This window comes from Bradyrhizobium sp. YR681, from assembly GCF_000282615.1.
In the GTDB taxonomy this organism is placed as follows: domain Bacteria; phylum Pseudomonadota; class Alphaproteobacteria; order Rhizobiales; family Xanthobacteraceae; genus Bradyrhizobium.
In genome coordinates, this window is the sequence record NZ_AKIY01000177.1 from 24,789 (window position 1) to 40,455 (window position 15,667).

11 protein-coding genes and 1 pseudogene are annotated in these 15,667 nt (G+C 63.3%); 7 read left to right on the top strand and 5 right to left on the bottom strand.

Annotation, left to right across the window (positions count from 1 at the left end):
* Nucleotides 1-67 precede the first annotated feature (67 nt).
* From PMI42_RS13310 to PMI42_RS13320, 3 genes are all read right to left on the bottom strand, one after another.
* Nucleotides 68-1,333: a PQQ-dependent sugar dehydrogenase gene (locus PMI42_RS13310; protein WP_008134841.1), complete on the bottom strand. Its 1,266-nt coding sequence runs from the start codon at nt 1,331-1,333 to the stop codon at nt 68-70.
* A 245-nt stretch (nt 1,334-1,578) separates the two neighbouring features.
* On the bottom strand, nt 1,579-4,761 hold the full coding sequence (locus PMI42_RS13315) for an efflux RND transporter permease subunit (RefSeq protein ID WP_008134842.1): 3,183 nt from the start codon (nt 4,759-4,761) through the stop codon (nt 1,579-1,581).
* 1 nt (nt 4,762) lies between these two features.
* Nucleotides 4,763-5,983: an efflux RND transporter periplasmic adaptor subunit gene (locus PMI42_RS13320; protein WP_081502909.1), complete on the bottom strand. Its 1,221-nt coding sequence runs from the start codon at nt 5,981-5,983 to the stop codon at nt 4,763-4,765.
* A gap of 426 nt (nt 5,984-6,409) precedes the next feature.
* Between PMI42_RS13320 and PMI42_RS13325 the strand changes: the two genes are divergently transcribed.
* From PMI42_RS13325 to PMI42_RS40700, 3 genes are all read left to right on the top strand, one after another.
* Nucleotides 6,410-6,610, top strand: coding sequence for a hypothetical protein (locus PMI42_RS13325; RefSeq protein ID WP_035965544.1), 201 nt, complete (start codon nt 6,410-6,412; stop codon nt 6,608-6,610).
* Nucleotides 6,611-6,789: 179 nt separating this feature from the next.
* The gene (locus PMI42_RS13330; RefSeq protein ID WP_008134847.1) at nt 6,790-8,046 is read left to right on the top strand and encodes an MFS transporter; all 1,257 of its coding nucleotides are present in this window, start codon (nt 6,790-6,792) and stop codon (nt 8,044-8,046) included.
* Between the two features lie 146 nt (nt 8,047-8,192).
* The gene (locus tag PMI42_RS40700; protein WP_157195743.1) at nt 8,193-8,444 is read left to right on the top strand and encodes a hypothetical protein; all 252 of its coding nucleotides are present in this window, start codon (nt 8,193-8,195) and stop codon (nt 8,442-8,444) included.
* A gap of 195 nt (nt 8,445-8,639) precedes the next feature.
* On the opposite strand, the gene PMI42_RS13345 is transcribed toward PMI42_RS40700, so the two are convergent.
* Together PMI42_RS13345 and PMI42_RS13350 are read right to left on the bottom strand one after the other, a co-directional pair.
* A complete protein-coding gene (locus tag PMI42_RS13345) occupies nt 8,640-10,949 on the bottom strand; it encodes a hybrid sensor histidine kinase/response regulator (RefSeq protein ID WP_008134852.1) in 2,310 nt (769 codons plus the stop codon).
* Between the two features lie 131 nt (nt 10,950-11,080).
* Complete coding sequence (locus PMI42_RS13350; RefSeq protein WP_035965559.1) at nt 11,081-11,494, bottom strand: response regulator; 414 nt, start codon at nt 11,492-11,494, stop codon at nt 11,081-11,083.
* 331 nt (nt 11,495-11,825) lie between these two features.
* Between PMI42_RS13350 and PMI42_RS13355 the strand changes: the two genes are divergently transcribed.
* The 4 genes and pseudogenes from PMI42_RS13355 to PMI42_RS40445 form a co-directional block, all read left to right on the top strand.
* Nucleotides 11,826-12,539, top strand: coding sequence for a Crp/Fnr family transcriptional regulator (locus PMI42_RS13355; protein WP_008134857.1), 714 nt, complete (start codon nt 11,826-11,828; stop codon nt 12,537-12,539).
* A gap of 243 nt (nt 12,540-12,782) precedes the next feature.
* The gene (locus PMI42_RS13360) at nt 12,783-13,988 is read left to right on the top strand and encodes a M20/M25/M40 family metallo-hydrolase (RefSeq protein ID WP_008134860.1); all 1,206 of its coding nucleotides are present in this window, start codon (nt 12,783-12,785) and stop codon (nt 13,986-13,988) included.
* A gap of 156 nt (nt 13,989-14,144) precedes the next feature.
* The gene (locus PMI42_RS13365; RefSeq protein WP_008134862.1) at nt 14,145-15,233 is read left to right on the top strand and encodes a mandelate racemase/muconate lactonizing enzyme family protein; all 1,089 of its coding nucleotides are present in this window, start codon (nt 14,145-14,147) and stop codon (nt 15,231-15,233) included.
* Between the two features lie 264 nt (nt 15,234-15,497).
* Nucleotides 15,498-15,667, top strand: a pseudogene (locus PMI42_RS40445) (amidohydrolase); the annotation flags it as partial.

Here is a 15,667-nt window from a genome sequence, read left to right on the forward strand (position 1 = left end):
CATCCGCGGAGGCAGTCTGGATTGCTTCGTCGCTTCGCTCCTCGCAATGACGATCGTGGTTACCAGCTTACTTCGCCGCGACCTTCTGCTTGCCGTAGGTGATGCGGTAGACCGCGCCGTTCCAGTCGTCGGAGACCAGCAGCGAGCCGTCCTTCAGCTGCATCACGTCGACGGGGCGGCCGACATATTTGTTGTCCTCGAGGAAGCCGGTGAGGAACGGCTCCATCGACTTCACGGTGCCGTCCTTGTTCAGCTTGACGAGGACGACGTCGCCGCCCTGTTTCTGCGACTTGTTCCAGGAGCCGTGGCGCGCGACGAAGATCGCGTTCTTGTATGGCTTCGGGAACATGCTGCCGGTGTAGAAGCGCATGCCGAGCGCGGCGGTGTGCGGGCCCATCAGGCCGACCGGGGCGGTGTAGTTCTTGCAGTCCTTGCCCCAGCCGAGCTCCTGGTCGATGATGTTGCCCTGGTAGCAGAACGGCGCGCCGAAATCCTCGCCCGCCTTGGTGACGCGGTTGAGCTCGTCTTCCGGCACCGTTTCCGACAGCCAGTCGCGGCCGTTGTCGGTGAAATAGAGCTGCTTGGTCTCCGGATTCCAGTCGAAGCCGACCGTGTTGCGCACGCCGACCGCGTAGACCTCGGCGCCGGAGCCGTCGAGATTGATGCGGCGGATCTGGCCGTGATCGGCATCGTGCAGCACATTGTTGCCGGGCTGGCCGACCGGGACATAAAGCTTGTTGTCGGGGCCGATGGCGATGAACTTCCAGCCATGCGCCTCGTCCTTGGGCAGCTTGTCGTAGATCAGCGTCGGCTTCGGCGGGTTGTCGAGGACGTCGTCGATCTTCTCGATCTTGGAGATCTTCGACAGCTCGGCGATGTAGAGCGTGCCGTCCTTGAAGGCGACGCCGTTCGGACGATAAAGGCCGGACGCGATCACCTTGACCGACTTCTTGCCGTCCTTGTCGGCGATGGCATAGACCTTGTCGACGAGCCGGCTGCCGACGAACACGGTGCCCTTGTCGCTCTGCGCGAGCGAGCGCGCGTTCGCCATGCCGGAGGCATAGACCTCGATGTTGAAGCCGGCGGGCACCTTCAGTTTGGCGAGCGGCAGCTTGTCTGCGGCTGCCGGAATCGGCGGCGGCGCGACGGGTGCGAGTTTTGCGGCGGCCTCGTTGTCCGGGCGCCCGATCATGGGGGAACCCGGCGGAAGCGGTTGGGCGGCGGGTGCGGCCGGCGGACTGGCCGGCTGCTGCGCCACGGCAGACAGTGTGAACGCACCGAAGACAGCGCCGGCCAGCAGCAGGCGGCGCGACGCGAATGAAATAGCCGGCATGGTGTTTCTCCCAGAAGCGGAAGCCGTCTTCAGACGCTGGCGCGTCCGCGGCTTTTCCGTACCCATAGTCTGAGAATTTGCGCCGGCAAATGCAATCGGAAACATTTTTGGACGACGGATGCGCCGCCGGCTTTCGCGCCTGTTCACGGCGGGCAGCGGCGCCGCCGGAACACATTTCCATGCTTTTTCGAAAGACGGCCTGTGTTCGCGGCGAGCGATGCGCCGCCAGCGCCGACGTCAATCAGTCACTGCGCTGCAAGAACCCTGGACTTCTTCGGGGCGATCTTCTCGACCACGCCCGGATCGTCGTCGCCGGCAACGTCGTCGTCCTGGTGATCCTGTCCTGCGTGTTGCGTCGGACTGAACCATTGCGAGACGCGATCGAGATAAAGATACACCACGGGCGTCGTGAACAGCGTCAGGACCTGACTGACCAGCAAGCCGCCGACCATGGCGTAGCCGAGCGGCTGACGGAGCTCCGAGCCGGTGCCGTGGCCCAGCATCAGCGGCACGCCGCCCAGCACGGCTGCCATCGTCGTCATCAGGATCGGGCGGAAGCGCAGCAGGCAGGCCCGCCTGATAGCCTCGACCGGCGACAGGCCATGGTCCCGCTCCGCCACGATCGCGAAGTCGACCAGCATGATGCCGTTTTTCTTGACGATACCGATCAGCAGGACGAGGCCGATCAGCCCGATCAGGCTGAAGTCGAAATGGAACAGGAGAAGCGTCGCCAGCGCGCCGACGCCGGCCGACGGCAGGGTCGACAGGATCGTCAGCGGGTGAATGTAGCTCTCATAGAGCACGCCGAGAATGAGATAGACCACGATCAGCGCCGCCACGATCAGCAAGGGCACGGAGGAGAGCGACTCCTGGAACGCTTTCGCCGTTCCCTGGAACGTGGAGGTGATGGCGGCCGGCACGTTCATCTGCCGTTCCATCGCGTCGATCGCCTGCGTCGCCTGTCCGAGCGCGACGTTGGGCGCGAGGTTGAAGGAGATCGTCACCGCCGGGAACTGGCCCTGGTGATTGATGGCCAGCGGCCGAACCGGGGCCGTGGTCCACTTCGTGAACGCAGAGAGCGGCACCTCGCCGCCGGTCGTCGGGGAATGCAGATAGATCTGCTCCAACGTGGACGGATTTTTCTGGAGCGAAGGCAGCACCTCGAGCACGACATAGTAGGTGGACAATTGGGTGAAATAGGTCGCGATCTCGCGCTGCCCGAATGCGTCATACAAGGTCGCGTCGATCACGTCGGGGGTGATCCCGAAGCGCGCGGCCTGATTGCGGTCGATCGACAGCGTCAGCGTGGTGCCCGACGTCTGCTGGTCGGAGGCGACGTCGCGCAGCTCGGGCATGTCCTTCATCCTGGCGAGCAGTTTTGGCGCCCAGGTGTTGAGCTGGTCCATGTCGGTCGACTGCAGGGTGAACTGAAACTGCGTCCGCGACGCCCGGCCGCCCACCCGCACGTCCTGCGCCGACTGGAGGTAGAGACGCGCGCCCTGCACCTTCGCCGTCTGGACCTGGAGGCGGCGGATCACCTGGTCGGCCGAGGCGGTGCGCTCGTCGCGCGGCTTGAGCGTGATGTACATGGTGCCGTCGTTGAGCGTATTGCCGCTGCCGCCCATCCGCATCGCCATGTGATCGATCGCCGGATCCTTCAGCACGATGGCGCCGATCGCCTGCATGTGCCTGGCCATGTCGGCGATCGACACGTCCTGCGAGGTCTCGACGATGCCGGTGATCAGGCCGGTGTCCTGCTGCGGGAAGAACCCTTTCGGGATGATCACGAACAGATAGACCGTCAGCGCGATGGTCGCGAAGAACACCATCAAAGTGGCGAAGCGGAAGCGTAGCACGAGGTCGAGGCCGCGCGCGTAGCCGTCCACGAGGCCCTGGAACATCCGCTCGCTGAGCATATAGAGCCGGCCATGGTGCTCTTCGTCGTGGGATTTGAGGAAGCGCGAGGCCATCATCGGCGTCAGCGTCAGCGACACGAAGGCGGAGACGGCGATCGTCATCGCCAGCGTCACCGAGAATTCGCGGAACAGGCGGCCGATGATGCCGCCCATCAGCAGCAGCGGGATCAGCACGGCGATCAGCGAAACCGAGATCGAGAGGATCGTGAAGCCGATCTCGCCGGCGCCCTTGATCGCGGCGGACATCGGGCTCTCGCCCTCCTCGATATAGCGGGTGATGTTCTCCAGCATCACGATGGCGTCGTCGACCACGAAGCCGACAGCGATGGTGAGGGCCATCAGCGACAGATTGTCCAGGCTGTAGCCGGCCATCCACATCAGCGCGCAGGCGCCCAGCAGGGCCAGCGGCACCGTGATCGACGGGATGATGGTGGCCCAGACGCTGCGCAGGAACACGAAGATCACCATCACGACGAGGCCGATCGTCAGCGCAAGCGTGAACTGCACGTCCTTCACCGCCGCGCGGATCGTCTGCGTGCGGTCCGACAGCACCGAGACCTTGATCGCGGGCGAGATGCCCGCCTGCAGATGCGGCAGCTGCTTCATGACGCTGTCGACGGTGTCGATGACGTTGGCGCCGGGCTGCTTGAAGATGACCAGGAAGACGCCGGGCTTGCCGTCGACCCAGCCGTACTGGGTATTGTCCAGCGGCCCGCTGACGGCATGGCCGATGTCGCCGACCTTGACGGGACTGCCGTTGCGATAGGCGATGACGATGTCGTTCCAGGCCTCGGCCCTGGTGAACTGGTCGTTGGCATAGACCGTGTAGGTGCGGGTGTCGCCGTTGAGCGTTCCTTTGGGATTGTTGACCGTGATCACCGACAGCGGGGTGCGCACGTCCTCCAGCGACAGGCCCTTGGCGACAAGCTTGGCGGGATCGATCTGGACGCGGATCGACGGCGCCTGCTGCCCGCCGACGCTGACCTGGCCGACGCCGCTGATATGGCTGATCGCCTGCGCGAGCTTGGTGTAGGTCTCGTCGGACACCTGCGTCAACGGCAGCGTGGTCGACGTCGCGCCGAGCGTGAGAATGGGCGAGTCGGCCGGATTGACCTTTCTGTAGGTCGGCGGGGTCGGCATGTTCTTGGGCAGTTGCCCGCTCGCGGCGTTGATGGCGGCGAGCACGTCGGACCCGGCGCCGTCGATGTTGCGCGACAGATCGAACTGGAGAACGATCTGGGTCGAAGAGGTCTGGCTCTGCGACGTCATCTCGGAGACGCCGGGAATCAGCGCGAATTGCGATTCGAGCGGCTGCGCCACCGAGGACGCCATCGTTTCAGGGTCCGCACCCGGCAGATTGGCGGAGACCTGGATGGTGGGGAAGTCCACCTCCGGCAGCGGCGCCACCGGCAATTGCGGATAGGCGATGATCCCGACGAAGACGATGCCGACCATCAGCAGCGACGTCGCGATGGGGAGGCGAATGAAGGGAGCCGAGATACCGCCAGCCATGTCAGTCAGCCGATCCGGTCTTGAGTTCGGCTTTGCCTTGAGCAGCGCCTTCGCTCGCATCCGCCGTCGGCGTGCCCTGCGGCTTGTCGTCGACCAGTGCGCCATCGAACAGGCGCGACTGCCCGGCCACCACGATCCTGTCGCCGACGTTCAGGCCTTCGGAGACCACGGCATTGGCGTCGCCGCTCTGACCGACCTTGATCGGCCGGGCGCTGACCTTGCCATTGTCGCCGATCACATAGGCGAACAGACCCGCCGGCCCGTGCTGCACGCCATCCTGCGGCACGACGACGACGTCCCTGCGCGTGTCGACCAGCATCCGCGTGGTGACTGAAAGCCCCGGCCACAGCGCGTTGTCCTTGTTGTCGAACCGCGCTTTCAGGCTGATGGTCCCGGTGGCCTGGTTCACCGAATTGTCGATGATCACGAGCCTGCCTTGCGACAGCGTCCGCGTTCCGTCCGAGGTCAGTGCTTCCACCGGCACCTCGCCGGAATCATGGGCCCTGTCGATGGCCTGCAACTGCTCTTCGGGCTCGGTGAACTGCACCGCGATCGGCTGCAGCTGGGCGATGGTGACGATCCCGGTCGTGTCGGCGGCATGCACGATGTTGCCGGGGTCGACCAGCCGGAAACCCGTTCGTCCGCTGATCGGCGCCTTGATCGAGGTGTAACCGAGATTGGTCTGCGCATTGTCGATGGCGGCCTGGTCGCCCTTCACCTGCGCGGTCATCTGATCGACCAGCGCCTGCTGGGTATCGAGATTCTGCTGGGTCTCGAATTGCTGTTTCGCAAGCTTCTGAAACCGCTCCAGGTTCAACTGGTCGTTCTTCAGGCTGGCCTCGTCCTGCGCCTTCTTCGCCACCGCCTGCTCCAGAGCCGCGGTAAAGGGGCGTTGATCGATCTCCAGCAGCGGATCGCCCTCCTTCACCATCTGCCCCTGCCTGAAGAACACCTTGGTGATCTGACCGTCGACACGGCTCCTGACCGTGACCGTCTTGAACGGCGAGACGACGCCGAGGCCGTAGGTGTGCACGGGAAAGTCGGTCTTCTTCACGGTGAACGAGGTGACGGGAATTTTTGCCGCGACCTGACCGGTAGCGCTTTGCGCGGCCGCGGCGACCGGCTTGAGGCCGCCGACGAACTCATACCACAGGCCGCCGGCGATCGCGGCCGTTGCGAGGATTCCAAACAGCGCAACGCTGAGCTTCGGTCGCCTTGTCATGTCCATCGCCATCTGGTTGCTTGCGCCTGCCGTCAGGTGACTCTGCTGCTTGCATGTCACCGCACCGGTCGGAGTTGAAGTATCGCGGACAGGTTCGCGACGTCAAAATAACGATTGCGTGCAACTTTCTGTACAATTCGTCATGTTCGCGCGCCGCGAAACGCAATCGCGCAGACAGATCGAAGGCGATCAACGCGAACAGAAACGACATGGACAGGCGTTAAGGATCACCGCGGCATCACGCCGAATTGCGCCGGCGATCAGGAATTTGACGAACGCTCATCACGAGCCGGGTCTTATCATCGGACTTCAGCAGCGCTGCTTGATGGGACGAGGCGCGAGATGAAGGCCGATCAACCGAGCCCCCGGCGAAACGTCGTACCGTTTCGAACGCGATCAGGAGACGACAGAGATCCGGTTGACGACGTGCGCTCCGGCGACATCCTGCGCCTGCTTGACCTCTCGAAGTTCGAACAGCATCGCCGCGTCGCCGGCACCGGCGCCAGCATGCGCGCGAACATCGCGGCGATGGTTCTGCTCGGGCTGCTCGTCTTCGTCGCAACCGAGGACTTTTCCAAGCTCGAGCAATCGAACCTGTGCCTGCAAAATTCGGAGTGCAGGAATTAGGTAGCGCGCGTTATCGACCGGCGTCGCGATGACGCATCGCGATTGCGGCGACACCGATGCGGGGCCGGCACGAAGCTCCTGACAGCGCGGCCATCGCGCACCGGATCCGCCCTCCCGCCATTGGCATCCTCCCCCCAATCGTGTAACCCGGCCAAAACCCTTGCCGGGACGAAACGCTGATGACCACTGCCGCCGCGGACGACGCGGGCGATGCCACCCCCGCACTGATCCTCGCGCTGGTCGCATTGGCCTGCGGGCACATGCTCTCGACCTTGCTGCGCACGATCCCGGCGATCAGCCTCGACCTGATGGCGGCGGATTTCCGCATCGAGCCGCAGGCGCTGGCGAGCCTCACCTCGGTCTATCATTTCTCTTTTGCCGCCTCGCAGATTCCGGTGGGCGCGGCGATGGACCGGTTTGGCGTGCGGCCGGTGTCCCTGAGCCTGCTCGTGGGAACCGTGGTCGGCGCGCTGGCGTCCGGCTTTGCGACGGGACCCGAGAGTTTTGCGTTCGGGCAGTTCATGCTCGGCGTCGCCACCTCGGGCATGCTGATGTGCCCGATGACGCTGGCGGCCAAGCAATTGTCGGCGGCGCGCTTCGGGCTGTGGTCGGGCGCGATCCTCTCGATCGGCAATATCGGCATGCTGCTGTCGTCGAGCCCGCTCGCCTTCGTGGTCGACACTTACGGCTGGCGCGCCGGGTTCTGGATCGCCGCGCTCGGCGGCATCGCGGTGGCGCTCGCGGTGTTCGCGCTGGTGCCGAGCCAGCCGGCCGAACACAAGGACGAATCCTCTCCCGTGTCGCAGATGATCGAGGTGCTCAGGCTCGGCCTGTCGCGCCCCCTGCGCGGCCTCATCGCGCTGGCGCTGGTGTCGCTGGCAAGCTCGCTGGTGCTGCGCGGCCTGTGGGGCGGGCCGTGGCTGATGCAGGTCAAGGGTCTGACGCGGGTCGAGGCCGGCAACCAGCTCGGCGCGTTCACGCTGGCGATGATCGCAGGTCCCCTGCTGGTCGGCATGATCGATCGCAGGCTCGGCCGCCGCCGCGCGCTGGTGGCGAGCACGCACGCCTTCGCGGCGCTGCTGATCACGCTGATGGCGCTCGGCGCGCCGCACCTGCCCGTCGCATGGCTGTTCGGCGTGACGATCATGCCGCCGAACTATGATCTGGCATTGTTCGTGCTGATCGGGCTCTTAACCTCGGCGCAGCCGCTGCTGTTCGGCATGTCCAGGCAGCTGGTCGACGCGCAGGTCGCGGGCAAGGCGCTCGCGGCGGTGAACCTCGCGTTCTTCCTCGGCACCGCGCTGATGCAATCCGTCACGGGCGCGGTGGCGGCTTTTGCGGGGCTGCCGGCGGTGCTGCTGTTCATGGCGGCGGCGCTCGCCGTCGGCGTATTGATCTTTTTGACTTATACGACACCGAGTTCACAGGATGGGTAGAGCGAAGCGAAATCCATCCTACGCCTGCGGACTGAACGCATCAGTTGCGCCTGAATCAGGACAGAACAACGCTCCCTGACGACGATGGGTTCCTGCGACCAAGCCGTACCGCCGATGACACCGCGTCAGCCAGGCACCGCCTATGAATGCGTCGAGTTGTGGGGCTTTCTGAGCTCGCGATCAATCCGGTCTTCAACCCTGCGGGCAGCCAGGCCCATGAGACTCGTTTGAGTTTTGCCGGTCGAGACCGTCGCACCGATCTGGAATCGCCATTGCCAAACGCGCGGCTCGATCTGCACGAGCGTGAATTCGACGCCCCGGCGGTTCATCGCTTGGGTCGCGATCGCAACAATTTCGCCTCCTCCGCCAGCAGTTTCAAAATTACCCCCCGCTCCTGATCGTTGTGCGGCTCCGCAAGCTTCTTCCGGAAAAGTGCAATGTTTTCCTGGTGAGCGTAATCATCCACTGAACCCTCCATCAGGAACGGCCACTGCGCTTTCCCACACCGATCGATCATCGTGGCCTCCGAACGGCACCGGTGTCCGTACGGAGCCCCGCATTGAAGGGACGGTAGCAAGACCGATCCGACCAATTCATCCAACGGCGCCCAATCCGGTTTTGCTCTCCAACGCCAAACGAAGCATTCGGGCCAGGTCTGCCCGCCGATAGGGCTTGGAGAGCAGCAACACGCCCGGATCAATCCGGCCCTGATGGCTCAACGCGTTTTGCGGATAGCCCGATGTGAACAGCACCTTGACCTTCGGCCGGCGCCCGGCGACCTCCAGAGCCAATTGGGTTCCGTTCATTGGTCCGGGCATGATCACGTCCGTGAACAAGAGCTCGAAGGCCGCGCCCCCGTCCACGATCGCCAGGGCCTCCGCCGCATTGGCAGCGACCAGGGTGTCGTAACCGAGCAGTTGAAGTTGGGAGATCACCGACGTGCGGACGGCGACATTGTCCTCCACGACGAGAATCGTTTCGGTGCCGCCCTCGAATGACTCATGCATCCGCTCCGACGTTCGATCCGCCGCCCGGTTTGCCTTCGGCAGAAAAATCTTGAATGTAGTGCCGGAGCCTTCTTCGCTATAGATCCGGATTTGACCACCGGATTGCTTCACGAAGCCGTAAACCATGCTCAATCCCAAGCCCGTTCCCGCTCCGGCTTCCTTCGTCGTGAAAAACGGCTCGAACACCCTGTTCAGGAGCGCCGCCGGAATACCGTTGCCCGTGTCGCTCACGGCGATCAGCACGTAACTGCCCGGCGGCACGTCGTCGTCCGATTTGACGTCGCCAGGGTCAAATTCGATGCAGCTGGTCTGGATCTCAAGCTTGCCCCCTTGCGGCATGGCATCGCGGCCATTGATGGCAAGATTCACGATGGCTGCACTGAGCTGGCTTGGATCGACCAGCGCCGCGCACGCCTCCACCGTCGATGTCACGCTGATGTCGATATCCTCGCCCAAAGTCGGGTGCAAAAGCCTCGCAACTTCCGCCACCAGCTCGTTGACGTCCACCGCACGCGGTTGCAAGGGCTGCCGACGGGAAAAAGCCAGCAGCCGCGAGGTCAGCTCTGACCCGCGGTCCGCGGCATCGCTAATCAGTTGCGCGATCCCCGCAAGCTCGGGACGATCTGCGACCCCCGTGGCCAATATTTCGATGGTCCCGGTGATGATCGTCAGCATATTGTTGAAGTCGTGGGCGATACCGCCGGTCAACTGGCCGACCGAATCCATCTTCTGGGCCTGTGTGAGTTGCGCCTGCGCGGCGCGGCTTTCGGTGATATCTCTCAAGAACCCATTGATGATGTAGTCCTGATCACGACGAAGCGCGGTCAACGAAAACTCCGTCAGGATTTCGGTGCCGTCACGCCGCAACGATTGAGCCTCGTAGCGCCAGCCAGGCAGCCCCTTTTCGAAATCCTGAAGAAACGTCGTCAATCCTTGCAGGCTCGCAGCTCGCCGTTGCTCCGGGATGATCAGATCGCGCAGAGTGCGACCGACCGCTTCGTCCCGAGACCAGCCCAACATGGCCTCGGCGTTCGGACTCCAGCGCAGGATCGTACCGGTCTGGTCGAACTGGACGAACGCATCGAGTGATGATTCGATGATGGCTTGCGCCAACTGCTCACTCTCAAGCAGGGCCTTGTGCTCGCGCAATTTCGCCGTGTTGTCGCGGGCGACCTTGGCGGCTCCGATGATGGCGCCTGAACGGGATTTCACGGCCGAAACGCTGAGAGAGACGCCGATCCGTCGCCCGTCCTTTGTTAGCCGGACCGTATCGTGATGACTGACTTTATCGCCGTTCCTGATCTTTGCCAGTATGGCTCGAACTTCGGGGCGCAACTCTTCCGGCACGATGATGTCGATGCTCTGGCCAATGGCTTCCAGCGGAGCAAACCCGAACAAGATCTGTGCAGCATGATTCCATCCGGTGATGATCCCATCAAGACTCTTGGTGATGATCGCATCATCTGAAGACTCGACCGCTGCGACGAAAAGCTGATCGCGACTTTCTTCCGATGGACCACGCTCCGAGGCAAAACTCGGGCGGGTGCGAACAACTTCATCAATCGCATGCGTCAATTCGTTCGGACGGAACGGTTTCGCCAGAAATTTTACATCGTTCAGTTCGGGATGCATGTCGCACTCCAGCGCCGTCACTCCCGATATCGCGATGATTGAAATGATCGGCGCGCATTCGCGCAACGCGCGTATTGCAGTGATGCCGGTCATGACGCCATGAAAGAACATGTCGACAATCGCCAGATCGAAGTTCGAACTGTTAAGTTCGCGAAGACCCGCAGCCAGACTTTCAACTGCAACCGCCTCAAATCCCTTGAAGCGCAGAGCCATCGAAATGGTGGCACGAACAGCCAACTCGTCGTCAATAACGAGAATGCGCATGAATTCCTTCGGACTGCATTTGAGTCCTTTCGTTCCTGACGATGCGAGCGGGGCAACAGCCGGCTCCGGCGATCAGAGCAATGATGCTCCCGACATATCCGTTCTGGCGCGCATGACGGGCTTTGCGCATCTCAGATTGCCGGAGCCAAGAGTTCAGGCACGATGTTCGTCTTCAGGCACTCGCCGACAATGTACAGCAGCGCGCTGGTGGTAAAAGGCTTCTTCAGGCAGTGAGATGCGCCGAGCTTGAGGGCCATATTCAGGAAATCCGGCGCCTGCGTTCGCGGCTCGGCAAATTTATAGCCGGATATCGCGACGAGCGGGAGGCGCGGGGCGCTCTTGTGAAACAGGCTTATGGACTCAAGACCGCGCATGTGCGGCATGAAAATATCGACAATCATCAGGCTGAAACTGACGTCCTCGAGCGCCTTCAGTCCCGCCGCGGCGCCATCGGCGATCACGACCTTATGGCCTGCTGTTTCAAGCACGGCCTTGAGCGCCGAACACACCAGCCAGTCGTCGTCCACCACGAGAATGCGTGACATCGACATTTCCCTGTCCTCAATGTCCGGCGGGCATTACTGAGGCCTTCTGCAACCGAATCGCTTCGACGAGACTGAGACAAAGGCAATTTTGCGTCTGCACTAGACCGTGCATGGAACTGCCCGCACAACCAACCGTCCCGATCAGGGCCAGGAATATGGCCTCTCTGCACGTAAGGGTGCATAGGACGCTGTATCGAAAGCAAGCCTTGCGAACATCGGGGCTTGCGACCGCGAGGACCGGTACCCATGTTGTGTGTATTGTTGACCGAAAATACAGGGCATCGACAACAGAGAGACGAGTTGCGCTCCCGCCTTAAGGCCGGAGGTCGCGATGGATTCGCAGCAACGTTCGCCCAATCGATTGCTGGCCCGTTTGAGCCAGGCGAATTTTGATCTGGTCGGCGGCCATCTCAGAACCACCCAACTCGTTCAATCAGCAGAGCTTGTGGCCGCCGGGGACGACCTGGTCGACGCCTATTTTCCCCACGGCGGAATCCTTTCGCTGATCGTTCGACTGACCGGGGGCGAGGCCACCGAGGTCGCGATGGTCGGCAGGGATAGCGTATTTGGGGCGTCAGCCGCGCTTGTCGGCCCAAGGGCGCTGACCACAGCCGTCGTACAGTTACCCGGCGCCTGCTCCGCATTGCCGGTACGACGGTTGAAGGAGGCCGCGGACCAAAGCACCTCGTTGCGTGAGATCCTCATGAGACATGAGCAGGCAATATTCGTGCAGGCGCAACAGTCTGCCGGATGCATTGCGTCCCATCCCGCCATGGCCCGGCTCGCGCGGTGGCTGCTTCGCGCCAGAGACACCAGCGGTATCGACGAGCTGGATTTTACCCAGGAGTTTCTCGGACAAATGCTTGGCGTGAGACGAAACGCCGTTTCTTACGTGGCCACCGAACTTCAGAACAGAGGCACGATACGGTTCAACCGCGGTCGTATCCTGATCACGGATGCCACAAGGCTGAAGGCGATAGCTTGCGAGTGTTATGCCACGGTGCAGAATGAGCTTAGCCAACTGAAACGCGGTCCGCTCAAATGAAGACCGTATCATCGCAGGCCGGTTTAGCTGTTCGCGAAACCCATCATGTCGCCAACAAACTGATGGGTACTTCGCTCTACGCACCCGATATTTGGGAGCTTCAGCCAGCCTTTGTTGCAACGAGGACGGTGCTGACACCATGCACGGACAGCAACGCACCGGCCTTGTTCATGCGTTGAGCCGGCTTGCGAAACAGGCCGCTCCAAAGGATGCTAGGCGGTCAGCATCCCAAGGAAAGACCTCATGCCTGTCGACACCAAAGCCGCCACCGATCGTCTCATGCGCTTCCTCGCCATCGAGGGCGTCACCGGACAGGAGGCGGCGATCGGGCGTGAGCTCAGCGCCGCACTGAAGGAGGTCGGCGTGCCGGCCAAAGCGATCCGGCTCGACGACGCCAACACGCGCATTCCGGTGCCGACCGAGACCGGCAACCTCATCGTCGACCTGCCCGGCCGCGGCGCGCTGCACAACCAGCCGCGCATCATGTTCATGACCCACATGGACACCGTGCCGCTCTGCGCCGGCGCCAAGCCGAAGAAGTCCGGCCGCAAGATCGTCAACGAAGCCAAGACCGCGCTCGGCGGCGACAACCGCTGCGGCTGCGGCGTGCTGGTGACGCTGGCCGCCGAGCTCGAAAAGCAGAAGCTCGACCATCCGCCGATCACGCTGCTGTTCTGCGTGCGCGAGGAGAGCGGGCTCTATGGCGCCCGCCACGTCAAGCTGGACGAGCTCGGCTCGCCGGTGATGGCGTTCAACTATGACGGCGGCTCGGCCTCGAACGTCGTGATCGGCGCGGTCGGTGCCGACCGCTGGACCGTCGAGATCTTCGGCCGCGCCTCCCATGCCGGCGTCGCGCCCGAGCGCGGCATCTCCTCGACCATGATCATGTCGCTGGCGCTTGCCGACGTGCAGGCCGGCGGCTGGTTCGGCAAGGTGGTGAAGGGCAAGGGCGCAAGCGCGCGGCAGGGCACCAGCAATGTCGGCCCCGTCACCGGCGGCGAAGGCCGTCCCGCGGGCGATGCCACCAATGTCGTCACCGACTACGTCCATGTGCGCGGCGAAAGCCGCAGCCATGACGGAAAGTTCTTCAAGGAGATCACCAAGGCCTACAAGGCCGCGTTCGAGAAGGCGGCCAAGAAGGTCACCAACGCGCAAGGCAAGTCCGGCAAGGTCAAGTTCAAGGCCGAGACCGACTATTTTCCGTTCCGCATGAAGGACAGCCAGCCCGTCATCAAGCGCGCGGTCGAGGCCGTGTCGGCGGTCGGCGGCACCCCGAACGTCCGCACCGCCAATGGCGGTCTCGATGCCAACTGGATGGTCCGCCACGGCATTCCCACGGTGACCTTCGGGGCCGGCCAGAACGAGGCGCACACGATCGACGAATGGATCAATCTCGACGAATACGATCGGGCATGTGCGCTGGCGGTGCAGCTCGCGACGATGCGGTGAGATAAGCCAGTAGGGTGGGTTAGCCCTGCAGATGCGCAAAGCGCATCTGCTCGGCGTAACCCACCCCTTTACTTGCCGCGGCGACAGAAGAGGTGGGTTACGCTACGCTAACCCACGCTACGAAAGCCTACAAAAAAATAAAAATCGGGAGGCCTTATGCCACGCATCGCGACAATCGAGTCCGCCCTCTACCGGATCCCCCTCCCCGTCACGCTGTCGGACTCCACGCATGGCGAGATCGCGGCGTTCGAGCTGATCACCTGCCGCATCCGCGATGCCGATGGCGCCGAAGGCGTCGGCTACACCTACACGGTCGGGCGCAATGGCGGCGCTGTCGCCGACATCCTCAAGCGCGAGATCCCGCCGCTGGTCGAGGGGCGCGAGGCCGACGACACCGAGGCGGTGTGGCACCACGTCTGGTGGGGCCTGCATTATGGCGGCCGCGGGGGACCTGCGGTGCTGGCGCTGTCCGCGCTCGACATCGCGCTGTGGGATTTGAAGGCACGGCGCGCCAGGCTGCCGCTGTACCAGTTGCTCGGCGGCTTCGATGCGCACGTGCCGTGCTATGCCGGCGGCATCGACCTCGATCTCTCCGTCGAGGCGCTGCTCGCGCAGACCGACGGCAATCTCGCCAAGGGTTTTCGCGCCATCAAGATGAAGGTCGGCCGGCCTGATCTCAAATCCGACGTCGCGCGGGTGGCCGCGATGCGCAAACATCTCGGCGACGGCTTTCCGCTGATGGCGGATGCCAACATGAAGTGGACGGTGGAGGAAGCAATCCGCGCCGCACGTGCGTTCGTGCCCTACGACCTCACCTGGCTTGAGGAGCCTGTGATCCCCGACGATATTGCCGGCCACACCCGCATCATGCAGGCCGGCGGCGTGCCGATCGCGGCGGGCGAGAACCTGCGCTCGCTGTGGGAGTTCAAGAACTACATCGTCGCCGGCGCGGTGTCCTATCCCGAGCCCGACGTCACCAATTGCGGCGGCGTCACTGCCTTCATGAAGATCGCGCGGCTGGCGGAGGCGTTCAACCTGCCCGTCACCAGCCACGGCGCGCACGACATCACCGTGCATCTGCTCGCGGCCTGCCCGAACCGGTCGTATCTGGAAGCCCACGGTTTCGGGCTGGACAAGTATATCGAGCACCCGCTGGTGCTGGAAGACGGCAAGGCGCTGGCGCCGGACCGCCCGGGCCACGGCATCGGCTTCGACTGGAAGGGCTTGGGGAAGCTGGCGCCATAGGGCGGAGGTGCGCTCCCTGTCCCGCTTGCGGGAGGGTTGGGGAGAGGGTGTCTCCACAGAGAGATCCCCAATGACGATCGAGCCCTCTCCCGGCCTCTCCCGCAAGCGGGAGAGGTGAAGAGGAGCATGCGGCGCTGTTGGTCAACCCCAACAATCACCGACCTCATTGCTGCACACAAGGCATTCGCTGGCGCTTGATGTGGCGGCCCGATATTCGGCTATGCTGGCTGCAAGCCGGCCCTCCCCAGCGAAAGTCCCCCCATCTTGCCCCCCGACCTGCACCAGAAACTGACCGCGTGGCGCCGTCACCTGCATGCCCATCCGGAACTGGGCCTCCACGAGAAGCAAACCTCTGCCTTCGTGCAGGAGAAGCTCACCGAGCTCGGCATTCCCTTCGTGCCCGAGATCGGCGGCCACGGCGTCGTCGCCACCTT

Excerpts from the sequence above, each read along its gene's own strand:
- PMI42_RS13310 (WP_008134841.1), bottom strand. The coding sequence starts at position 1,333 with ATGCCGGCTATTTCATTCGCGTCGCGCCGCCTGCTGCTGGCCGGCGCT.
- PMI42_RS13315 (WP_008134842.1), bottom strand. The coding sequence starts at position 4,761 with ATGGCTGGCGGTATCTCGGCTCCCTTCATTCGCCTCCCCATCGCGACG.
- PMI42_RS13320 (WP_081502909.1), bottom strand. The coding sequence starts at position 5,983 with ATGACAAGGCGACCGAAGCTCAGCGTTGCGCTGTTTGGAATCCTCGCA.
- PMI42_RS13330 (WP_008134847.1), top strand. The coding sequence starts at position 6,790 with ATGACCACTGCCGCCGCGGACGACGCGGGCGATGCCACCCCCGCACTG.
- PMI42_RS40700 (WP_157195743.1), top strand. The coding sequence starts at position 8,193 with ATGCGTCGAGTTGTGGGGCTTTCTGAGCTCGCGATCAATCCGGTCTTC.
- PMI42_RS13345 (WP_008134852.1), bottom strand. The coding sequence starts at position 10,949 with ATGCGCATTCTCGTTATTGACGACGAGTTGGCTGTTCGTGCCACCATT.
- PMI42_RS13350 (WP_035965559.1), bottom strand. The coding sequence starts at position 11,494 with ATGTCACGCATTCTCGTGGTGGACGACGACTGGCTGGTGTGTTCGGCG.
- PMI42_RS13355 (WP_008134857.1), top strand. The coding sequence starts at position 11,826 with ATGGATTCGCAGCAACGTTCGCCCAATCGATTGCTGGCCCGTTTGAGC.
- PMI42_RS13360 (WP_008134860.1), top strand. The coding sequence starts at position 12,783 with ATGCCTGTCGACACCAAAGCCGCCACCGATCGTCTCATGCGCTTCCTC.
- PMI42_RS13365 (WP_008134862.1), top strand. The coding sequence starts at position 14,145 with ATGCCACGCATCGCGACAATCGAGTCCGCCCTCTACCGGATCCCCCTC.